Source organism: Salmonella sp. 3C, assembly GCF_025426275.1.
Lineage (GTDB): Bacteria > Pseudomonadota > Gammaproteobacteria > Enterobacterales > Enterobacteriaceae > Salmonella > Salmonella enterica.
Map to the genome: position 1 here is coordinate 2,373,029 of NZ_CP104858.1, position 22,172 is coordinate 2,395,200.

The 22,172-nt window shown below is 50.1% G+C and carries 19 protein-coding genes, 1 tRNA gene and 5 pseudogenes; 14 read left to right on the forward strand and 11 right to left on the reverse strand.

From position 1 onward, the window contains the following. Positions 1-94 precede the first annotated feature (94 nt). Positions 95-583, reverse strand: a complete 489-nt coding sequence (locus tag N7E69_RS11250) for a DUF3617 domain-containing protein (RefSeq protein WP_000826193.1) — start codon at positions 581-583, stop codon at positions 95-97. Between the two features lie 106 nt (positions 584-689). Beyond that, a complete protein-coding gene (locus N7E69_RS11255) occupies positions 690-1,193 on the reverse strand; it encodes a GNAT family N-acetyltransferase (RefSeq protein WP_001519079.1) in 504 nt (167 codons plus the stop codon). A 194-nt stretch (positions 1,194-1,387) separates the two neighbouring features. Between N7E69_RS11255 and N7E69_RS11260 the strand changes: the two are divergent. Beyond that, a pseudogene (locus tag N7E69_RS11260) lies at positions 1,388-2,574 on the forward strand (YjgN family protein). Between the two features lie 141 nt (positions 2,575-2,715). Here the strand turns inward: N7E69_RS11260 and N7E69_RS11265 are convergent. The 3 genes from N7E69_RS11265 to pepA form a co-directional block, all read right to left on the reverse strand. After that, positions 2,716-5,571: a valine--tRNA ligase gene (locus tag N7E69_RS11265; RefSeq protein ID WP_000416325.1), complete on the reverse strand. Its 2,856-nt coding sequence runs from the start codon at positions 5,569-5,571 to the stop codon at positions 2,716-2,718. Continuing rightward, entirely contained in the window at positions 5,571-6,014 is a 444-nt protein-coding gene (gene holC / locus N7E69_RS11270; protein WP_001523689.1) for a DNA polymerase III subunit chi, read from the reverse strand. Before holC ends, N7E69_RS11265 begins: the two co-directional genes overlap by 1 nt. A 136-nt stretch (positions 6,015-6,150) precedes the next feature. Beyond that, positions 6,151-7,662, reverse strand: a complete 1,512-nt coding sequence (gene pepA, locus N7E69_RS11275; RefSeq protein WP_000397158.1) for a leucyl aminopeptidase — start codon at positions 7,660-7,662, stop codon at positions 6,151-6,153. A 280-nt stretch (positions 7,663-7,942) separates the two neighbouring features. Between pepA and N7E69_RS11280 the strand changes: the two genes are divergently transcribed. From N7E69_RS11280 to lptG, 3 genes are all read left to right on the forward strand, one after another. Continuing rightward, positions 7,943-7,993 carry a hypothetical protein gene (locus tag N7E69_RS11280; RefSeq protein WP_212724070.1) on the forward strand — a complete coding sequence of 17 codons (51 nt, stop codon included), beginning with the start codon at positions 7,943-7,945 and terminating at the stop codon, positions 7,991-7,993. A 63-nt stretch (positions 7,994-8,056) separates the two neighbouring features. Next, a complete protein-coding gene (gene lptF / locus N7E69_RS11285; RefSeq protein WP_000584132.1) occupies positions 8,057-9,157 on the forward strand; it encodes an LPS export ABC transporter permease LptF in 1,101 nt (366 codons plus the stop codon). After that, complete coding sequence (gene lptG / locus N7E69_RS11290; RefSeq protein ID WP_001182242.1) at positions 9,157-10,239, forward strand: LPS export ABC transporter permease LptG; 1,083 nt, start codon at positions 9,157-9,159, stop codon at positions 10,237-10,239. Before lptF ends, lptG begins: the two co-directional genes overlap by 1 nt. 152 nt (positions 10,240-10,391) lie before the next feature. On the opposite strand, the gene N7E69_RS11295 is transcribed toward lptG, so the two are convergent. The 4 genes from N7E69_RS11295 to idnD form a co-directional block, all read right to left on the reverse strand. Then, a complete protein-coding gene (locus tag N7E69_RS11295; RefSeq protein ID WP_108610910.1) occupies positions 10,392-11,390 on the reverse strand; it encodes a LacI family DNA-binding transcriptional regulator in 999 nt (332 codons plus the stop codon). A 63-nt stretch (positions 11,391-11,453) separates the two neighbouring features. Beyond that, the gene (gene idnT, locus N7E69_RS11300) at positions 11,454-12,773 is read right to left on the reverse strand and encodes a gnt-II system L-idonate transporter (RefSeq protein ID WP_001128356.1); all 1,320 of its coding nucleotides are present in this window, start codon (positions 12,771-12,773) and stop codon (positions 11,454-11,456) included. 61 nt (positions 12,774-12,834) lie between these two features. Continuing rightward, positions 12,835-13,599 carry a gluconate 5-dehydrogenase gene (gene idnO / locus N7E69_RS11305; RefSeq protein WP_001061034.1) on the reverse strand — a complete coding sequence of 255 codons (765 nt, stop codon included), beginning with the start codon at positions 13,597-13,599 and terminating at the stop codon, positions 12,835-12,837. Positions 13,600-13,623: 24 nt separating this feature from the next. After that, complete coding sequence (idnD, locus tag N7E69_RS11310; protein WP_000453348.1) at positions 13,624-14,655, reverse strand: L-idonate 5-dehydrogenase; 1,032 nt, start codon at positions 14,653-14,655, stop codon at positions 13,624-13,626. 216 nt (positions 14,656-14,871) lie between these two features. Between idnD and idnK the strand changes: the two genes are divergently transcribed. Then, a complete protein-coding gene (gene idnK, locus N7E69_RS11315) occupies positions 14,872-15,402 on the forward strand; it encodes a gluconokinase (protein ID WP_000896758.1) in 531 nt (176 codons plus the stop codon). 27 nt (positions 15,403-15,429) lie between these two features. On the opposite strand, the gene N7E69_RS11320 is transcribed toward idnK, so the two are convergent. Continuing rightward, complete coding sequence (locus tag N7E69_RS11320) at positions 15,430-16,449, reverse strand: NAD(P)-dependent alcohol dehydrogenase (RefSeq protein ID WP_000152558.1); 1,020 nt, start codon at positions 16,447-16,449, stop codon at positions 15,430-15,432. 222 nt (positions 16,450-16,671) lie between these two features. On the opposite strand from N7E69_RS11320, the gene N7E69_RS11325 reads away from it, so the two are divergent. The 7 genes and pseudogenes from N7E69_RS11325 to N7E69_RS11355 all read left to right on the forward strand — a co-directional run. Then, a tRNA-Leu gene (locus N7E69_RS11325) sits at positions 16,672-16,756 on the forward strand. Between the two features lie 449 nt (positions 16,757-17,205). Beyond that, positions 17,206-17,637, forward strand: a pseudogene (locus tag N7E69_RS11330) (helix-turn-helix domain-containing protein); the annotation flags it as partial. Then, a pseudogene (locus N7E69_RS11335) lies at positions 17,629-17,751 on the forward strand (DUF4942 domain-containing protein); the annotation flags it as partial. The pseudogenes N7E69_RS11330 and N7E69_RS11335, both read left to right, overlap by 9 nt. A 76-nt stretch (positions 17,752-17,827) precedes the next feature. After that, entirely contained in the window at positions 17,828-18,076 is a 249-nt protein-coding gene (locus tag N7E69_RS11340) for a CopG family ribbon-helix-helix protein (protein WP_000168389.1), read from the forward strand. Between the two features lie 108 nt (positions 18,077-18,184). Continuing rightward, entirely contained in the window at positions 18,185-18,424 is a 240-nt protein-coding gene (locus N7E69_RS11345; RefSeq protein ID WP_001118105.1) for a type II toxin-antitoxin system CcdA family antitoxin, read from the forward strand. 2 nt (positions 18,425-18,426) lie between these two features. Then, positions 18,427-18,735: a CcdB family protein gene (locus tag N7E69_RS11350; RefSeq protein ID WP_001199743.1), complete on the forward strand. Its 309-nt coding sequence runs from the start codon at positions 18,427-18,429 to the stop codon at positions 18,733-18,735. A 405-nt stretch (positions 18,736-19,140) separates the two neighbouring features. Next, positions 19,141-19,281 (forward strand): annotated as a pseudogene (locus tag N7E69_RS11355) (Arm DNA-binding domain-containing protein); the annotation flags it as partial. 31 nt (positions 19,282-19,312) lie between these two features. On the opposite strand, the pseudogene N7E69_RS11360 reads toward N7E69_RS11355, so the two are convergent. Continuing rightward, positions 19,313-20,446, reverse strand: a pseudogene (locus N7E69_RS11360) (IS3 family transposase). Between the two features lie 355 nt (positions 20,447-20,801). Between N7E69_RS11360 and sefA the strand changes: the two are divergent. Continuing rightward, the gene (sefA, locus tag N7E69_RS11365) at positions 20,802-21,299 is read left to right on the forward strand and encodes an SEF14 fimbria major subunit SefA (RefSeq protein WP_001231942.1); all 498 of its coding nucleotides are present in this window, start codon (positions 20,802-20,804) and stop codon (positions 21,297-21,299) included. Between the two features lie 121 nt (positions 21,300-21,420). Continuing rightward, the gene (gene sefB / locus N7E69_RS11370; RefSeq protein ID WP_001575372.1) at positions 21,421-22,161 is read left to right on the forward strand and encodes an SEF14/SEF18 fimbria chaperone SefB; all 741 of its coding nucleotides are present in this window, start codon (positions 21,421-21,423) and stop codon (positions 22,159-22,161) included. Positions 22,162-22,172: the final 11 nt, after the last annotated feature.

Below are 22,172 nucleotides of genomic sequence, written 5' to 3' on the forward strand. Positions count from 1 at the left end.
GGCAAAAAGAACTCACTCAGTGTTATATTCCCGAAAGGTTACCGTGAACAATGCCCTTTTTGCATCATCACTACGGGTTCTTGTGTTGAAATACTTACTGTTTCACGCCTTTTGACGCTTCAGAGCAGGTCTTGCCAACAAAGGTTTGTTTAATTTTGTTGATGGAGGTTGTTTTATTACCTCCTGCATCGACATCCGATTTCATGGTCATCGCAAATTCTGTATCGCTTATTTTCGTCGTTTCTACAATAGAGTGCGATTTGACATCAGGATTATTACACACAGTCTCATTGATCAGTTTGGTATCCGTACTTTCTACAAATGTTGTCGTGCAACCGCCTGCACTGGTAGAAAAACCCTTCACCATTTTTTTAGAATCTTCAGACATTTTAGGGGTATAACACATAAGCGTCGCTATGCCCGAATTTTTTTCATCCATTAATACTTCTTTTGTATCTGGATTGATGGTGCGCATTTCTATATTTTCCATTTTCCATTCGCCGGGCTGTATATCTAATGCATATACATTAGATATACTAATAAACATAGCGGGGAAAACAATTGCTGATAATAGGCGTTTCATTTATAACTTCCTTGAATAATAAGTGATTCCCGGATAACAGGATGTTTCCGGGATTACTTATATCAGCAAAAATAATACCTGGCGAGGATAAATAAACGCCTGGTTTTCAGAGATCCTTTAACATCCTCACTTCGCAATCGACATGTCCGGTGCAGCCGAGCGGTTCGCTAATATGTTCAAATCCTAAACGTTCGTATAGCGCAATCGCCTCGCGTAAAAAAGCCGTTGTTTCCAGATAGCAGCGTTTAAAACCCTGTTCACGGGCATGATCCAGCGCCATCAGCGCCAGCTTTTTCGCCAGCCCCTGACCACGAATCACCGGTAAAAAATACATTTTTTGCAGTTCACAAATGTCTGGTTCGCTACAGGATAACGGCGCCACGCCGCCGCCGCCCACCACACAACCGTTTTGCTCTACCACCCAGTAGGCCGCGCCCGGTTGGCTATAAACCTGATACAGTTCATCCAGATTGGGGTCGGCAACGGTATAACCTTTATCGGCGGTAAGTCCGTATTCCGCTGAAACCTGACGGATGACACGGGCAATAGCGGCATTGTCGGCGGTAGTGATTCGGCGCACCGTGAGCGTTGGCGAGGCGACATTATTCATAATATGGCTCAATTTTTAAAATTTATTTATAGATTACTTTAATACCACCGTCTTGAGTTACGCGCAAGGAGATCCTGAATCAGACAAAATAAAAGGCGGAAAAATTAAACAAAAATAGTATCGTAGTCAAATCAGTAACAATTTACTGGTTTTTATTATTAATTCTAATAGATTGTAATTCAGGGATATGATTCATGAATAACGTTATCAGTAGTAAAGATAACCATAATCACACGTTGGTGTTTACAGGCAAGGGCGGAAAGTATTTTGTTATTTGCCTTGTGAATTTCTTGTTGACGTGTATCACGTTGGGAATCTATGCGCCGTGGGCGATGGTGAAATGTCGACGTTATATTTATACTAATATGACGCTAAACAATCAGCCTTTTGCTTACAAAGCCACGGGCGGCGCATTATTTATTAGTGTGTTGTTAGTTTTATTATTTATATTGTTAGCCTCTCTCTTATTGAACACGGTTATCCCGGTCTCGGTTTTACGCTATTCGGCTTATTAATTGCGATTATTCCTTTTATGGCGGTGAAAGGATTACAGTATCAGGCGATGATGACTTCGCTTAATGGCGTACATTTTGGATTCCAGTGTTCCATGCGGCGCGCCTGGTGGTACATGTTCGCTCTCCCGGTACTCCTGATGGTGGCGCTTTATATTGTTCTTTATATTATCTCACTGGTAACTATCGCCGTCGGCGGTTTAGTGTTCAATATCGTTTTTCTCGGTTTGCTGGCTATTATTGGGATAGGGGTCATTAACGGTATTACCTACAGCAAATGGATGACCTTGTTTGGCAATGGCGCAAACTTTGGCATTCATCGTTTCTCGATTCAGGTTAATGTTAAAACGTGCATCAGAGGGTGCGTGTTGGCAATGTTGACCCTTTTCCCTTTTGCTGTCGTGATTGGTTATCTAATCGCGCCGGTGTTCACCGACATGATTCTTTTGAGTATGATGGGGAATGCGCAGGCAGGTGGGGCGCTTATTCTGCAATATTATGGCCAGATAATGGCATGTTATTTCCTCTATTTTCTCGCGATTATTGTGGTAACCAGTTACTTATATGTGGCGTTACGCAACCTGTTTTTAAACAATTTGTCACTGGCGAACGATTCGATTCGTTTTCATTCCTCTGTCACTGCACACGGTATGCTGTGGCGGTTACTGGTGGTGTTTGTGATTTCCGGCGTGACCTTAGGGCTGGCTTATCCGTGGTTGAAAATTTGGCTGGTGAGCTGGCTGGCGCAGAATACACAGGTCCAGGGCGATCTGGATTCGCTTGAGTTAACCAATGATGAGAAGTCGCTGGAAAACAGCCTGCTAATGTGGATTTCTCGTGGCATCATGCCTTACTTCCCGTTTATCTGATGTAAAAAGGCCGACGTTTACGTCGGCCCATAATTCATGTTGTCGGATGGCGGCGTGAATGCCTTATCCGGCCTACCGATCGCGCCATTTCAATAAGCGAACGTGTAGGCCTGGTAAGCGAAGCGCCATCAGGCTTTCAGATTACAGCGCGCTAATAACCGCCTGCTGCTCAATCAGCTTCGCTTTCGCTTCTGCGTAACCGTCCAGCTTCTCACGCTCTTTGGCAATGACCGCTTCCGGCGCGCGGGCAACGAAACCTTCGTTGGACAGTTTGCCTTCGATACGGGCAATCTCGCCTTCGATTTTCGCCACTTCTTTCGCCAGACGCGCCAGCTCATCGTCTTTGTTGATGAGGCCTGCCATCGGGATCAGCAGTTCAGCGCCGTCGATGATTTTGGTCACGGAAACCGGACCTTTGTCATCGGCTGGCAGCACGGTGATGCTTTCCAGACGCGCCAGGGTTTGCAGGAAGCTACGGTTGTCGTTAACACGACGAACGGCTTCTTCACTACAGCCGCGCAGCAGCAGTTCCAGCGGTTTGCCCGGGGCGATGTTCATTTCCGCACGAATGTTACGTACCGCGACGATCGCCTGCTTCAGCCACTCGGTATCGGCCAGCGCGGCTTCATCCACCTGTGCGGCGTTATATTCCGGGAACGGCTGCAGCATAATGGTATCGGCGGTAATGCCACAGATAACCTTCACGCGCTGCCAGATGGTTTCGGTGATGAACGGAATGATCGGATGCGCCAGGCGCAGCAGACCTTCCAGTACGGTGACCAGCGTATGGCGGGTGCCACGCAGTTCAGACTCGGAACCCCCGGTCATTACCGGCTTGGTCAGCTCCAGATACCAGTCGCAGAACTGGTTCCAGGTGAACTCGTACAGGATGCCCGCGGCGATATCGAAGCGGAAGCTGTCCAGCGCGTCGCGGTACGCTTTAACGGTCTGGTTGAATTCCGCCAGGATCCAACGGTCAGCCAGCGACAGGGTCATTTCACCGCCGTTGAAGCCGCAATCCTGCTCTTCGGTGTTCATCAGCACAAAGCGGCTGGCGTTCCACAGCTTGTTACAGAAGTTACGGTAACCTTCCAGACGCTTCATATCCCAGTTGATGTCGCGACCGGTCGAGGCCAGCGCCGCCAGGGTAAAGCGCAGGGCGTCGGTGCCGTGCGGCTCAATGCCGTTCGGGAACTGCTTCTCGGTACGCTTGCGGATTTTCTCCGCCATCTGCGGCTGCATCATGTTGCCGGTGCGTTTTTCCAGCAGTTCCGGCAGGGAGATGCCGTCCACCATATCCAGCGGGTCGATAACGTTACCCTTGGATTTGGACATCTTCTGGCCTTCGTCGTCGCGAATCAGACCGGTCATGTAGACGGTATGGAACGGCACCTGCGGCTTGCCGTTTTCATCTTTGATGAAGTGCATGGTCATCATGATCATGCGGGCAATCCAGAAGAAGATGATGTCGAAGCCGGAAACCATCACGCTGGTCGGGTGGAACTGACGCAGCGCGTCGGTGTTTTCCGGCCAGCCGAGGGTAGAGAAAGTCCACAGCGCGGAGGAGAACCAGGTATCAAGAACGTCTTCGTCCTGACGAAGCTGAACGTCGGCGCCGAGGTTATTTTCCTGACGCACTTCGTCTTCGGTACGGCCAACGTAGACGTTGCCGTCGTTGTCATACCATGCCGGGATACGGTGACCCCACCACAGCTGACGAGAGATACACCAGTCCTGAATATCGCGCATCCAGGAGAAGTACATGTTTTCGTACTGCTTCGGCACGAACTGAATGTCGCCGTTCTCAACCGCTTCCACCGCCGGTTTCGCCAGCACGTCTGCACGCACATACCACTGGTCGGTCAGCATCGGTTCGATAACAACGCCGCCACGGTCGCCGTAAGGGACGGTCAGATCGTGCGGTTTAATTTCTTCCAGCAGGCCGAGCGCGTCAACGGCAGCAACGATGGCCTTACGGGCAGCAAAGCGTTCCAGCTTTTGGAACTCAGCCGGAATCTCGCTGGAATAAACGTCAGACTCTTCACCTTTGGTATCGAACACTTCCGCGCTTTCACGGATGTCGCCATCAAAGGTCAGGATGTTGATCATCGGCAGGGCATGACGTTTCCCGACCTCATAGTCGTTAAAGTCGTGCGCCGGGGTGATCTTCACGCAGCCGGTGCCTTTTTCCATATCGGCGTGTTCGTCGCCAACAATCGGAATGCGGCGGTTAACCAGCGGCAGAATAACGAATTTACCGATAAGACTCTGGTAGCGCGGATCTTCCGGGTTCACGGCCACGCCGGTATCGCCGAGAATAGTTTCCGGGCGGGTGGTGGCGACAACCAGATAATCTTTACCGTCTGCGGTTTTCGCGCCGTCGGCCAGCGGATAGCGGATGTGCCACATCGAGCCTTTGGACTCGCGGTTTTCCACTTCCAGGTCAGAGATGGCGGTGCGCAGTTTCGGGTCCCAGTTCACCAGGCGTTTGCCACGGTAAATCAGGTCTTCTTTGTACAGGCGAACAAAGACTTCTTTCACGGCATTGGAAAGGCCTTCGTCCATGGTGAAGCGCTCGCGCTCCCAGTCAACGGAGTTGCCGAGACGGCGCATCTGACGGGTAATGGTGCCGCCGGATTCCGCTTTCCACTGCCAGATTTTGTCGATAAACGCATCGCGGCCGTAGTCGTGACGGGTTTTACCTTCTTCAGCGGCAATCTTGCGCTCAACCACCATCTGGGTTGCGATCCCGGCGTGGTCGGTGCCGACCTGCCACAGGGTGTTTTTACCCTGCATACGCTGGTAACGGATCATGGTATCCATGATGGTTTGCTGGAAAGCATGTCCCATATGCAAACTGCCGGTGACGTTCGGCGGCGGGATCATGATGCAGAAGGACTCTTTGCTTTCGTCGCCGTTAGGCTTGAAATAGCCCTGCTTTTCCCAGTGCTCGTAAAGCGGCTGTTCGATATCTTGGGGGTTATATGTCTTTTCCATTATTTCCAGGTTGCCGTATTCAGGTTAAAACCAGCCACGCGGTAGGCTTTGTAGCGTTCGCGCGCCAGTTGTTTCAAAGTTTCTTCGTAAGGGACGAAGTCTACCACTTCTGTGAAAGCGGTGGCAAAATCTGCAAAGCTTGTACGCAGGCTGATTAAAATATCGCGCGGGCTGCTGTTGCGTTTTTGCGGCCAGGCGATTTCAACCGGCGCGCCGCCGCGTGGGCCTTCGCCTGCCAGATTGTGCGGGACAAAACTTTCCGCCGGTCTTGCCCACAGCGCTTCATCCAGCCGAATGGCCTGCTTCTCATCTTCGCAGGCGATCAGCACGCGCTTGCCCGCGCGCCAACGTTCTGCGGCAATTTCACACACCAGTTGTTCAACGGCGCTTAAACCGTTGACGGTGGTGTCATTGTCCAGAAGATAGAACGTCGCATTCTTCATATATGAGGCTTCTTGTGGTGGATTTAAATGCGTTGCCATGATGCACCCCGTAGGCCGGATAAGCGTGGCGCCATCCGGCAAAACGCCTGATGGCGGCGCTAATGCGCCTTATCAGGCCTACGGGGTAATCTCAAACTTACTCTTCGCCGTTAAAGCCCGCACGATTGAGCAGGAACTGCGACAGCAGCGCTACCGGACGACCCGTCGCGCCTTTCGCTTTGCCGGATCGCCAGGCGGTGCCGGCGATATCCAGGTGCGCCCAGTTATACTTACGGGTAAAGCGCGACAGGAAGCAGCCCGCGGTGATAGCGCCGCCAGGACGACCACCAATATTCGCCATATCCGCAAAGTTGGACTCCAGTTGTTCCTGAAACTCATCGCCCAGCGGCAGACGCCACGCGCGGTCGCCCGCTTGCTCGGACGCGCCGATCAGTTCATGCGCCAGCGGGTTATGGTTCGACATCAGACCGGTAATGTGATGGCCCAGCGCAATCACGCAGGCGCCGGTTAGCGTCGCGACGTCAATGACGGCTTCCGGTTCGAAGCGCTCAACGTAGGTCAGCACGTCGCACAGTACCAGACGGCCTTCAGCATCGGTATTCAGCACTTCAACCGTCTGACCGGACATGGTGGTCAGTACGTCGCCCGGACGATACGCGCGTCCGCCCGGCATGTTTTCACAGCCCGCCAGTACGCCGATAACGTTAATCGGTAGCTGAAGCTCGGCGACCATACGCATCACGCCGTAAACCGCCGCCGCGCCGCACATGTCGTACTTCATCTCGTCCATCCCTTCAGATGGCTTGATGGAGATGCCGCCGGAGTCGAAGGTCAGGCCTTTACCCACCAGCACGATCGGGCGCGCGTCTTCGGACGGATTGCCCTTGTACTCAATCACCGACATCAGCGATTCATTCTGCGAACCGTGGCCGACCGCCAGATAAGCGTTCATACCCAGTTCGCGCATTTGCTGTTCGCCGATCACGCGGGTGATGACATTTTTGCTGTAGCTGTCGGCCAACTGGCGCGCCTGTGACGCCAGGTAGGCGGCGTTACAGATATTGGGCGGCATGTTGCCGAGATCTTTCGCAGCCTTAATCCCGGCGGCGATGGCCAGACCGTGCTGAATGGCGCGTTCGCCGCTGGTGAGCTCACGGCGGGTCGGCACATTAAAGACCATCTTACGTAGCGGGCGGCGCGGCTCGCTCTTGTTGGTCTTGAGTTGATCAAAGCTATAAAGCGTCTCTTTGGCCGTTTCGACGGCCTGACGCACTTTCCAGTAGTTGTTGCGGCCTTTAACGTGCAGTTCGGTCAGGAAACAGACGGCTTCCATCGAACCAGTATCATTCAGAGTATTTATCGTTTTCTGAATAACCTGCTTATACTGACGTTCATCAAGCTCGCGCTCTTTGCCGCAACCAATGAGGAGGATTCGCTCGGAAAGAACGTTAGGAACATGGTGCAGCAACAGAGTCTGCCCCGGTTTTCCTTCCAGTTCGCCGCGACGCAGCAATGCGCTGATGTATCCGTCGCTAATTTTGTCGAGCTGTTCTGCAATCGGAGAAAGGCGACGCGGTTCAAAGACGCCCACGACAATGCAGGCACTCCGCTGTTTCTCCGGGCTACCGCTTTTTACACTGAACTCCATGCACTATGCTCCTGAATCTTAAAGACAACAGTGGTGGCTACAGCTATACTCGTCGTCTTTCAAGTTGCAGATGCGTTGGCTGCGCCTGCTCACCCCTGTCACTTACCTGATGTAAGCTCCGGGGCTCCACAGTCCTGCCGCCTGCCTGCAACTCGAAATCCATTAGAGTATAGAAATTGAAAGCTTTCGTAACTCATGTCCGCTGTTGCGGTGACTTCGTGTTAATCTTAACGTTATTACGGCATTGGCACGTCAGAACAAGTTCTGAGAGGTGAATCCGCTGAGTATAATGATCTTAGCGATGATTTCGACGACTCAAGAGAATAAATGACGTTTAAGCCATGAAACAAGCTAAATTCCAGCAAAAAAATGGGTTTTTACGGGCGTATTTAAAGTGATAATCATAAGATATCTGGTGCGGGAGACGCTCAAAAGCCAGCTGGCGATACTCTTCATCTTACTTTTGATCTTCTTTTGTCAGAAGTTAGTGAGGATTCTCGGCGCGGCGGTTGACGGCGATATTCCCGCAAATCTGGTGCTCTCGCTTCTGGGGCTGGGCGTACCGGAAATGGCGCAGCTCATCCTGCCTTTAAGCCTGTTCCTGGGGCTGCTGATGACGCTGGGCAAACTGTATACCGAAAGTGAAATTACGGTCATGCACGCCTGTGGGTTGAGCAAAGCCGTGCTGGTAAAGGCCGCCATGGTACTGGCGTTATTTACCGGTATCCTTGCGGCGGTTAATGTGATGTGGGCCGGCCCCTGGTCGTCAAAACACCAGGATGAAGTGCTGGCGGAGGCGAAAGCGAACCCCGGTATGGCGGCGTTGGCGCAGGGACAATTCCAGCAGGCGACCAACGGCAGCTCGGTGCTGTTCATCGAAAGCGTTGACGGCAGCGACTTCCACGATGTTTTCCTGGCGCAAATTCGCCCTAAGGGCAATGCTCGTCCTTCTGTGGTCGTGGCCGATTCCGGACACCTTACTCAGTTGCGCGATGGTTCCCAGGTTGTCACCTTAAACAAAGGGACGCGTTTTGAAGGAACGGCGTTGCTACGCGATTTTCGCATCACCGACTTCCAGAACTATCAGGCGATTATTGGCCATCAGGCCGTGGCGCTGGACCCGAACGATACTGACCAGATGGACATGCGCACGCTGTGGAATACCGACAACGATCGCGCTCGCGCCGAGCTGCACTGGCGTATCACGTTAGTCTTTACCGTGTTTATGATGGCGCTGATGGTCGTGCCGCTCAGCGTGGTGAATCCACGTCAGGGGCGCGTCTTGTCTATGTTGCCCGCCATGCTGCTTTATCTGCTGTTCTTCCTGATCCAGACCTCCATTAAATCGAATGGCGGTAAAGGCAAACTGGACCCGGTTATCTGGATGTGGGCGGTCAACCTGATCTATCTGGCGTTGGCGATTGGTTTAAACCTGTGGGATACGGTGCCGGTCCGCCGCCTGCGTGCCCGTTTTCTGCGTAAAGGAGCGGTATAATGCAGCCATTTGGTGTACTTGACCGCTATATCGGTAAAACCATTTTTACCACCATCATGATGACGTTGTTCATGCTGGTGTCGCTCTCCGGGATCATCAAGTTTGTCGATCAGCTGAAAAAAGCGGGGCAGGGTAACTACGACGCGCTGGGCGCGGGTATGTACACCCTGCTCAGCGTACCTAAGGATATCCAGATCTTCTTTCCTATGGCGGCGCTGCTTGGCGCGCTGCTGGGACTGGGGATGCTGGCGCAGCGTAGCGAACTGGTGGTGATGCAGGCATCGGGTTTCACCCGTATGCAGGTGGCGCTGTCGGTGATGAAAACGGCTATCCCCCTGGTGCTGTTGACCATGGCGATCGGCGAATGGGTCGCCCCGCAGGGCGAGCAGATGGCGCGTAACTATCGTGCGCAGGCGATGTATGGCGGTTCGCTGCTTTCCACCCAGCAAGGTCTGTGGGCGAAAGACGGGAATAACTTTGTCTATATTGAACGGGTGAAGGGCGACGAGGAACTGGCCGGCATTAGTATTTACGCTTTCAACGATCAGCGTCGTTTGCAGTCGGTGCGTTACGCCGCTTCGGCAAAATTCGATCCGGAGCATAAGGTCTGGCGTTTGTCGCAGGTGGATGAGTCCGATCTGCAAAACCCGAAACAGATCACCGGTTCGCAGACGGTGAGCGGCACCTGGAAAACGAATCTGACGCCGGATAAGTTAGGCGTGGTGGCGCTGGACCCGGATGCGCTTTCCATCAGCGGTCTGCATAACTACGTTAAATATCTGAAGTCGAGCGGACAGGACGCCGGACGTTATCAGCTCAATATGTGGAGTAAAATCTTCCAGCCGCTCTCCGTGGCGGTGATGATGCTGATGGCGCTGTCGTTTATCTTTGGACCGCTGCGTAGTGTGCCGATGGGCGTGCGCGTGGTGACGGGGATTAGCTTCGGCTTCGTCTTTTACGTTCTCGACCAGATTTTTGGCCCGCTGACGCTGGTATACGGCATTCCGCCGATTGTCGGCGCGCTGCTGCCGAGCGCGTCTTTCTTCCTGATTAGCCTCTGGCTAATGCTGCGTAAGTCGTAATCACAGTAATCGTAGGCCTGATAAGTCCTTTCCGCCGCCATCCGGCAGACCGCCTGGTATTCCTCGAATGATGTAGTGCGTAACCTGACGCGTGGCGCTTTTGGCTACGCGTTAAGCTCAGGCAAGCTGCGGGAAAAAGTAGATCAAAAAATTTATAACGTGCTGCCGTGATAAATCTGATAACCCAAATCAATCGTATTATGGTTGAGATCGTTATTTTTAATTTTGTTGAGCAACATCTGCGCGGCTCTGCGCCCGATCTCAAAACGAGGGGTAATTACGCTGGCGAGGCTCGGTATCATTTGCCTGCCCATCTCCAGACCGTGGAAGCCGGCGATGGAGATCTGCTCCGGTACGGCCAGTTGACGCTCGCGGCACCACAGTAGAGCGCCCATTGCGATATCGTCATTTGTACAAAAGACGCCATCCACGTCCGGGTGCGCAGTAAGCGCATCACGCATTAGCTGTATCCCCAGATGGATAGAGGAGATAGCGCGTGGATTGATGCGCAACGGCGCCAGCCCCCGGCGCGTCATCGCATCGCAGTAGCCGTGATAACGCTGCTCATCTCGGATATCGTCTTTTGAACCCAGATAGAGGATTTTTCGCCGCTGGCGTTTATCCAGCATGGTGCTGACCATATCAAAGGCGGCCTGACGGTTATCAAACCCCACCTCCATATCTAAGCGATCACCCCGGATGTCCATGAGTTCTACAATCGGAAGGGTAGCTGAGCGCAGGAATTTGACGGTTCTGAGGGTATGATATTTTTCTGAAAGAATAATGCCGTCGATATTGTAAGACAGTAAATTGATAACGGACTCTTCTTCCGAATCGCGATTGTAATTGTAATTCGCAATGAGAGTTTGGTAGTTATGACCCGACGTTACGGATTCAATCCCGGCAAGAATGTCGGCAAACAACTGGTTCTGGAAAGAGGGGATCAGCACGCCCAGAGTGTAACTTTGCGCGTTTAACAGCATAGCTGGCGCGCGATTTGGTATGTAGTTAATTTCCTCCATGATCTGCGTAATACGCTCGCCGGTTTCCCTGGCGACTTTTTTCGGCGAGCGGATGTAACGGCTCACCGTCATTTTTGTCACGCCAGCAAGCGTAGCGATATCCTGCAAAGAAATTCTGTGATTCCTCATGTTTTCTCCAGTACCGGGGGCGGGAACGTCGCCCCCATGGTTAATTGGGCTGCGGATGATGAATTAATGCAGAACCGCATTCAGCGCCAGTACGCCCAGCAACCCCATGACAGAAATCAATGTTTCCATAACGGTCCAGGTGCGTAGGGTTTCCCCGACGCTAAGATTAAAATACCCTTTAAACAGCCAAAAACCGGGATCGTTAACATGTGATGCAATAACGCTTCCCGCGCCTGTCGCCAGTACCATTAACGCCGGATCGGCGTGGGTTACGTTAATAATCGGCAATACGACGCCCGCTGTGGTTATCGCGGCCACGGTCGCGGAACCTAACGCAATACGCAGCACGGCGGCTACCGTCCAGCACATTAATAACGGAGATAGCGAGGTGCCGGTCATTAATTGCGAGATATATTGGCCCACGCCGCTATCCACCAGCACTTGCTTAAACGCGCCGCCGCCCGCGATGATAAAAACAATCATCGCAATAGCGCCAATGGACTCGCCGACGATATCCATCACCTGCTCAACCGTACGTCCATTGCGTCGGCCCAGCGTAAAAATGGCGATGATAATGGCAATAAACAACGCCACTGCTGGATTACCAATAAATTCGAAGAAAACCCGCACGGCATTCGTTTTTGGCAGCGTGATTTCACATACCGCTGCGATGGCCATCAGAATGACCGGGATCACGGCGGCAAAAATACTGTTCCAGAATGACGGCATCTCCTCTTCACTGAATAGGTGAGGATTAAATAATCCTTCAGGCGGCGCTTTCTCAAAGCGCGCCAGCAATTTTGAAAACAGAGGGCCGGCAACAATCACGGTCGGTATGGTAATGATTAACCCATACAGCAGGGTCGTACCGAGATTTGCCTCAAAAATTGTCGCAATAGCGGTAGGGCCGGGATGCGGCGGCAGGAAGCAGTGCGTAACGGATAAGGCGGCGACCATTGGAACCCCGACATACAGCAATGGCAGTCCCGATGAGGCCACAATCGTAAAAACGAGCGGCAACAGCAGTACGAATCCGACTTCAAAAAACATTGCCAGGCCGACGATAAGCCCGGTGATCACCAGCGCCCATTGCACGCGTTTTTTGCCGAACGTATTAATGAGCGTCGTCGCAATGCGCTGCGCTGCGCCGGTGTCGGAAATTAATCTTCCCAGCATCGCGCCAAAACCGAGGATCATGGCGAGTCCGCCCAGAGTACCGCCAATTCCGTTTTGTATGGAGTGCAGGACGTCTTGCGCGCCCATTCCTTCGGCAAATCCCACCACGGCGGCAACTAGAACAAGGGCGATAAAGCCGTTAACTTTAAAGCCAATCATTAAGACCAACAGCAGCGCAACGCCTGCCGCAATAATTATTAATGGCATATTCGTCTCTCTTATTAGCGCCAAAATAGCAGCGCTTACGCGCTGCGTCGTATTTCCCTGGTCAGACGGCAACCAGCATACCGCCATCGACAAACAGCAGATGTCCGTTAACAAAGTCGGAGGCTTTTGACGAGAGAAACACCGCTGCGCCAATAAGCTCCTGAGGATCGCCCCAGCGTGCGGCAGGTGTACGTTTGCATAGCCAGGAGGTGAAGGCTTCATCTTCAACCAACGCTTTGGTCATCTCCGTTTTGAAGTATCCCGGCGCAATACCGTTGACCTGGATATTATGACGCGCCAGCTCCACGCACATGCCGCGAGTCAGCATCTTCACGGCACCCTTCGACGCGGCGTATGGCGTAATCGTGTCGCGGCCCAGCTCGCTTTGCATCGAACAGATGTTGATCACTTTTCCTGCCTGACGCGCCACCATACGGCGCGTAACGGCCTGAGAGACGAGAAAAACCGCGGTCTGATTTACGGCGATGACGTCATTCCACTCCTGCTCGGGAAACTCAGTAAACGGATGACGGCGCTGGATACCGGCGTTATTTATCAGGACGTCAATGACGCCGATATCTTTTTCGATATGTTCAACCGCAGCTTCAATATCCTGTTTATGGGTGACATTAAAGGGAGCGGCAATAGCCTTTATCCCTTCCTGCTGAAGTTTCGTCACGGCTGTGTCGGAGCGCTCCGGGGTAATATCGTTAACAATAATGCGCGCGCCATAGCGACCAAGACCGGTCGCCAGCAAATAACCAATTCCCTGAGCGGCTCCGGTGATAAGGATATTTTTACCTGCCAGTGAAAAAAGATTGTTCATGATAGTGTCCCTTATTTTACTTTCTCAGAAAACGAGCTGAACTTTTGCCGCCTGTGTTTTGTCTCCGGCAAAGATCAGCGCCGCTTCCAGGTCGGTAAATGGATATTCCGCGCTCAGTAACGGCAGCGGATTGATAACGCGGTTGGCAAGCCAGGAAACCGCAGTATTAAATTCGGTAGTAAAGCGGAAAGAGCCTTTCAGGGAGATCTCTTTGCTTATTACCATCATCATCGGGAAGTTGGGGACTGCGCCGCCCATGCCAACCTGCACCATCACGCCTTTGGCCCGTGTGACTTCCAGACACGTTGAGATTGAGGAAGGATGCCCAGAGACTTCAAAACTGATATCGAAATACCCTTTTTCTGCTTTCCAGCCATCGAGAGAATCATGCTGTGGATTCACCAGCGTATCCGCGCCCATCTGCCGGGCCAGCGAGAGAGAACGGGCGCTGATATCGGCACATACCACTTCCGCCGCGCCCAGCGTTTTTACCGCGCTAACAATCAGGCAGCCGATAGGGCCAACGCCGGAGATAAAGACGCGTTTGCCCTGCAGATCGCCCGCCTCATGAGCCGCATGAATGGCAACCGCCAGCGGTTCGGCAAAGGCCATGGCTTTTTCGTCCGCCTGTTCCGGCCAGGGAATGCACTGAGCGGTATCGACAGCTTTAAATCGGGTAAAACCGCCATCGACATGCGGAAAATACATGGCGCTGCCAAAGAAACGCATTTCAGTACAGTGGTTTTCTTCATGCTGCAGACAGTATTTGCAATGACCACAAGGCTTCGATGGATTAATCGCTACCGGTTGTCCTTCACGTAATAAATCTGAGTCGCTATGAACGATTTTGCCAATCACTTCATGACCTAAAATCATTGGCGCTTTTACTGTAAAATTGCCGACTTTGCCTTCCTGATAATAATGTAAGTCAGACCCACAAATGCCGCCACGGGTAATTTGTACGAGTGTTCCTTTATTATTCCATTCAATATTTTGTTCCGTAACGGCAACAGCACGCTTACCCGCAACAACGCAGGATTGAGTTTTTACTTCCATAAATTCCTCACTGGTCAGGTAGTTACCCTGAACGCATTTAAGCGGTTTTATTTGTCATTATTTGTGACTTACGTCACGCTGGAAAATTGTTACACTACAATGTTACGCATAACGTGATGTGCCTTAGAGTTCTTCTCTATGGAAATTAAAAAACGTGAAATTGTCGAACGTAGAGGCGTAATATTGTGGAGTGGAATATGACTCAGAGGTATTTAAATGGCCGGGGAAAGCTATATTTTAATGGGTGTTTCAGGTAGTGGTAAGTCTTTAATAGGCAGCAAAATTGCAACATTATTTTCTGCGAAGTTTATTGACGGCGATGATCTCCATCCGGCGAAAAACATTGATAAAATGTCTCAGGGAATACCGTTAACTGATGAAGACCGCTTACCCTGGCTGGAACGATTAAATGACGCTTCATACAGTCTTTATAAAAAAAATGAGACGGGATTTATTGTCTGCTCGTCATTAAAAAAACAGTACCGCGATATTTTACGTAAGAGCAGCCCTAACGTACATTTCCTGTGGCTGGATGGCGATTACGCTACCATTCTGCAGCGAATGCAGCGTCGTGCCGGGCATTTTATGCCGCCAGACCTGCTGCAAAGTCAGTTTGACGCGCTGGAGCGACCGTGTGCCGATGAACATGATATTGCGCGTATCGATGTTAATCATGACATCGAGCACGTGACGGAGCAGTGCCGACAGGCTGTACAGGCTTTTCGTCAGGCACTCAGCGCTTCCTGATCATTGTCAAAGCGCTGAGTCAGGCGGTCAGAAGTCAGCTTTTAGCACTACACGATAGCGGGCTTTGCCGTCGCGAACGTGCTGGATAGCCTCGTTGATTTGTGACATCGCGAACAGTTCCGTGGTGGGCGCGACTTTGCTGCGTCCGGCGAATTTCATCAGTTTGCGAAGTTCATATGGCGTTCCGGTTGCCGAGCCTGAGATACTGCGATCGCCGGCAATTAATGTAAACGCCGGTACGGGCAGCGGCTTCAATACGGCCCCAACGGTATGGAAGTTGCCGCCATACGTCAGCGCTTCGAAGTAGGGCTGCCAGTCGAGATCGACGTTGACCGTGTTAATAATGAGATCGAACTGGCCCGCCAGTGCTTTTAACGCTTCCGGATCGCGGCTGTTCACCACGTTATTGGCACCCATCGCCAGCACTTCCTGCTCTTTCGATGGATTGGAGCTGAACGCGGTGACTTCGCAGCCCATTGCATGTAACAGCTTTATGGCGATATGCCCAAGCCCGCCAATACCGATGACGCCAACGCGGCTGGTAGCAGTAATATGGTGCATCAGTAGCGGTTTAAAGACCGTAATGCCGCCACATAACAGCGGGCCTGCGGACGCCATATCCATATTCTCCGGAAGAGGAATTACCCACTGCCAGCCCGCGCGAAGCTTCTCGGCAAAACCGCCACGATTGAGGATAGTGGGCACTGCCCCTTCCAGGCAGTTAATTTGATTGCCGCTGATACAGGCATCGCAGTGTCCGCAGCTGCGCGCCGTCCAGCCGATTCCAACGCGCTGGCCGACTTTTAGTCCCTTATCCTGTGCCGCGCTACCGAGTGCGGCCACCCGACCGATGACCTCATGTCCGGCAACCAGAGGGTATTGAGAGAACCCCCATTCATTGTCGATCATTGACAGATCGGAATGGCAGATCCCGCAGTAGTCGACCCGTACCTCGACATCTTCCGGTTGGAGTTCTCCCGCGTCATATTCATAGAGTTCGAGTTCGCCGCCCGCCTCTTTGGCGGCGTAGCTTTTTATTATCGTCATTGTGCTTCCCTTAATGTGGTGTTGAACTGAAAAGTGTAGAGCATGGAGGCAAGGGACGCCCGGCGTTAATCTGCTGGAGAAGGCGGGAAGTAGCCTGATTATTCTATTTAATCCTCAACGCTGCTGAAATTTTCAGCACTTAGCGATACAGGTGTATGCTCGTGCTTGCATGGCGGCGTATGACAGGTATAATCCACAACGTTTTCCGCATACCTCTTCAGTGCCGAAGTGGCGAAATCGGTAGACGCAGTTGATTCAAAATCAACCGTAGAAATACGTGCCGGTTCGAGTCCGGCCTTCGGCACCAAAAGCATGTAAATGGACCTCAGCTGAGGTCTTTTTTATGTCTGAAATCCGCGCTATACAAGGCCTTCCACGATTTTTCCTTCAACTGAAGTCAATCTAACTCAACCCACATCAACAAGCTTGTGAGTATACTAATGAGTATATTTTCCGATTCTATATTGCTTGTATACTCACGAGATACCAATCGAAGGAGGTCTATCATGACCTAACGGATACTAAAGTTCGTTCTGCGAAACCTGAGGATAAAGAGTATTCACTTGTTGACGGTGACGGCATGTCCTTACTTGTAAAACCTAAATAGCTGCGCCAAATAGTAGATCACTTTGAGGGAACTCAGCCCGGATTGTGCGATCTGATCAATCGCCAAAAATCACAAATCACCAACCGGACTGAGCGATGCCGATCATAGCACCAATTCCCCGTGACGAACGACGCCTGATGTAGAAAGCTATCCATAAAACGCACGATAAAAATTATGCCCGCAGGCTGACTGCCATGCTGATGCTGCACCGGGGCGATTGCGTCAGCGACGTTGCCAGAACGCTCTGCTGTGCCCGTTCCTCCGTCGGTCGCTGGATTAACTGGTTCACGTTGTCGGGTATTGAAGGTCTGAAATCATTATCTGCCGGGCGTACCCGTCGCTGGCCGTTTGAGCATATCTGCACGCTGTTACGTGAGCTGGTAAAACACTCTCCCGGTGATTTTGGCTACCAGCGTTCCCGCTGGAGTACAGAACTTCTGGCAATAAAAATCAATGAGATAACCGGTTGCCAGTTACATGCCGGAACCGTTCGCCGCTGGTTGCCGTCTGCGGGGCTTGTGTGGCGAAGGGCCGCGCCAACTCTGCGTATCCGTGACCCGCATAAAGATGAAAAGATATCTATTCGCTATTTTCAGAAGGGCAGCGGGCATATCACGTTTAAGCGTCTGGATCTGGTGGAGAAGATGAATGATATCGTGGCTAAACACTATCCGGGGATGTTGCCTGTGAAATAAGATGTGATGTTTTTATAGGCACCTCTATACTAATCTTAATAGGAGTTATTAAGTATTATTAAACGAGGTAATCCCTATGGCTTCTTCCGCTAAACAGACCATCAGCGCCCAGATTCCAGTTGAGTTGGCTGCTGCTGTTGAAAATCTGGCAATTGAGTTAGATCGTTCTAAGAGCTGGATTATTAAGGAAGCATTGACCAGTATGCTGGCCGAAAGAGAACGGCGTCATCAGAGCATCCAGGCCGGTCTTGCCGATGTGGATGCTGGTCGTGTAGTGAGTCATTCGGATATGGTAGATCTTGACAACCGTTTAAAGGAAACCTGACAGGCAAAGATGTTGCTATCCGAGATAGTCGCCTCTCATTGCCATTTGCTTAAATATTCCCCATACTAGATACATGTGTTTATTACACGTGTAATTTTAGGAGGCTCTATGCCGGGTATGAGTGTACGACATAAAAAAACAGTCAGTGTCACGCTGGAACCTGCATTGCTTCAGCAAGCCCGTGATGCAGGTATTAATCTGTCAGCGGTGCTTACCGCCGCGCTGAAAGAGGAAATCAGTGCCACAGGCGTTGAACGCTGGAAAGCAGAAAATAGAGCGGGTTTGCAGGAGCTCAATCGTATTACTGATGAGCACGGCCTTTTATCGGACGATTACAGGACGTTTTAATCATGCAATACATGGTTTATCGCAATAAAGGAAACAGCAAGGCTTATCCTTATTTACTTGATGTGCAAAGCGATATTATTGATGAACTGCATACTCGCATGGTTATCCCATTGTTTCCTGTGAGCAGATTGGTAAATAACCCAGTTAAGCGCCTCACGCCCACTCTGAATGTGGAAGGTAATGACTATCTGGTGATGACTCACGAAATGGCGAGTATCAGGCTTTCGCAGATTGGTGATGAGGTGATGGACGTTCGTTCCCACAGGCAAACCATCAAAAATGCTCTCGATTTTATCTTTGACGGGTTCTGAATGGCTTGCAGGTCAAATGGAGAGTTGTTCACCGTTCTGGAGGGGACTTGACGCGCTTGAACCTGTGGAAGAAGATGAGGCGTGATTTTAAGTTAACTGCGTTTTCAGAGAATCGCGCATGAGTATACATGTGAGTATATATAGCGGTTCTCTTGTTTTGTAATCTTATTTACTTCAATAGGTTACGTCGAGAATCGCGGTGCGGCCTTCGCACCATACAAAGCTTTTTTCAAGTCTACTAACGTCTACTTTAGTCGATAAAAACAGTAAGTTAAGCAGGTTTCTGACTTAGCCTAGTCTGTTCACGTCTACTCAATTCCTTGAACATATACCAACCGATGATGGTGTAACTGATGGTATTCCCGGTTCGATTGATTTTGGTACCAACACTGGAGATATCAACTGATGGCTCTCACCGATATCAAAGTTAGGACTACCAAGCCCTCCGACAAACCTTTCAAACTCACAGATGGGCAGGGTATGCACCTGCTGATCAACCCCAATGGTTCAAAATACTGGCGACTCCAATACTGTTTCGTGGGTAAACTGATCCTACCCGCGTAATAGGGATACAACCCTAAGCGCGGTTCTGGTTTTCAAATTGTTCCGGACTGAGACCGCCACAGGCACTGTGGCGACGCCAGCGATTGTAATCGCACTCAATATAATTAAACATTGCTGCCCGCATTATTTCCCGGCTGGCAAAGTCCTCTCCATGAATACATTCCACCTTCAGCGTGTGGAAGAAGCTTTCCGCACAGGCATTATCGTAACAACAGCCTCTGGCGCTCATCCTGCCCCGAAGATTATGCCGTTTCAGTAAGCTCTGGTAATCCGCTGAACAGTACTTACTGCCTCTGTCTGTATATATGATGACTTTTCCGGTCTTTTACGCCGCCACAGCGCTATCTGTAATGTATCGCAGGCAAACTGTGCCGTCATCCGCGAGGACATAGACCAGCCAGTGGCTGACCGCGGCCACAGGTCAATAACCACGGCCAGATAAAGCCAGTCTTCACCGGTGCGAAGATACATGATGTCACCCACCCATTTCTGATTCGGGCCACTGGCGTAAAAGCCCTGCTTCAGCAGATTCTCTGGACTGGCAGACCATGTTCGCGGTAACTGACTGGACTGATCTTCCGTGAAGCTTTCGCCCGCAGCACCTGCCGGCGCAGGCTGGCCGCTACGGTTTTTATGTTATACACCCGTCCCTGAGCACGAAGCTCATCCGTCAGGCGTGGCGTACCGTAGCGCTGTTTTGCGTCACTGAATGCCTCCCGTACGACGTTATCACAGACAAGTCGGAACTGCTGACGCCGGACGTACCAGCTGTTACGGGCAACCTGAAGTACACGGCATATGGCTTTGATACTGAACTCAGCCTGATGTTTTTCGATGAAGACATACTTCATTTCAGGCGTTTCGCGAAGTATGTCGCGACCATTCTGGAGAATGGTCAGTTCCTCATCCCGTTCTGCCAGTTGACGCTTCAGACGGACGATTTCTGCGGACATCTCCTGTTCGCGTTCAGAAGAAGAGAGCTGATTTTGCTGTTTGCTTCGCCAGTTGTAGAGCTGCGATTCATACAGGTTAAGCTCGCTGGTAGCCGCAGCCATCCCAATGCGTTAGCCAGTTTCAAGGCTTCGTCGCGAAATTCAGGCGTATGTTGCTTGCATGGCTTTTTGGTGGTTGATGCTGCTTTTGTCATGTGAGACACCTCTTTCTTGAGAGTTTACTCACTTTGTCGCATGTCCACTCTTGCTGGGTAAGATCAGACAACCCATTCTCTCAATAAATAACATAAACATTTTTATTTGGATGTGTTTTTTTGTTTATGCTTTTTAAATAAAGGGTTGATATGAAATTTTTTAAACATGTGGATATTAGATATTCCACAAAAAGTATTAATGGATCATCCACTTATTAATGGGGATGTTGTGTAAAGATAAAAAAATAGTGATCCTTGTTTTTTTTCTTAAATTTTTAAAATGGCGTGAGTATATTAGCATCCGCACAGATAAATTGTGCGGATGCTAATAGTTGATTTTTGGAGATTTTGTAATATGCGTAAATCAGCATCTGCAGTAGCAGTTCTTGCTTTAATTGCATGTGGCAGTGCCCACGCAGCTGGCTTTGTTGGTAACAAAGCAGAGGTTCAGGCAGCGGTTACTATTGCAGCTCAGAATACAACATCAGCCAACTGGAGTCAGGATCCTGGCTTTACAGGGCCTGCTGTTGCTGCTGGTCAGAAAGTTGGTACTCTCAGCATTACTGCTACTGGTCCACATAACTCAGTATCTATTGCAGGTAAAGGGGCTTCGGTATCTGGTGGTGTAGCCATTGTCCCGTTCGTTGATGGACAAGGACAGCCTGTTTTCCGTGGGCGTATTCAGGGAGCCAATATTAATGACCAAGCAAATACTGGAATTGACGGGCTTGCAGGTTGGCGAGTTGCCAGCTCTCAAGAAACGCTAAATGTCCCTGTCACAACCTTTGGTAAATCGACCCTGCCAGCAGGTACTTTCACTGCGACCTTCTACGTTCAGCAGTATCAAAACTAATTTAATTTAAACTTTATAAATGCCCTCAATATGAGGGCATTTGGATAATTTTATTATTTTAAAAATATCTATTTTGAATAGATAGGTTTTATGCTTCCATGCAAAAACTTAAAGAGGGATTATGTATATTTTGAATAAATGTATACGTAGAACTGTTATCTTTTTCTTTTTTTGCTACCTTCCAATTGCTTCTTCGGAAAGTAAAAAAATTGAGCAACCATTATTAACACAAAAATATTATGGCCTAAGATTGGGCACTACACGTGTTATTTATAAAGAAGATGCTCCATCAACAAGTTTTTGGATTATGAATGAAAAAGAATATCCAATCCTTGTTCAAACTCAAGTATATAATGATGATAAATCATCAAAAGCTCCATTTATTGTAACACCACCTATTTTGAAAGTTGAAAGTAATGCGCGAACAAGATTGAAGGTAATACCAACAAGTAATCTATTCAATAAAAATGAGGAGTCTTTGTATTGGTTGTGTGTAAAAGGAGTCCCACCACTAAATGATAATGAAAGCAATAATAAAAACAACATAACTACGAATCTTAATGTGAATGTGGTTACGAATAGTTGTATTAAATTAATTTATAGGCCTAAAACTATAGACTTAACGACAATGGAGATTGCAGATAAATTAAAGTTAGAGAGAAAAGGAAATAGTATAGTTATAAAGAATCCAACATCATCATATGTGAATATTGCAAATATTAAATCTGGTAATTTAAGTTTTAATATTCCAAATGGATATATTGAGCCATTTGGATATGCTCAATTACCTGGTGGAGTACATAGTAAAATAACTTTGACTATTTTGGATGATAACGGCGCTGAAATTATAAGAGATTATTAGTTTAAGGTGTA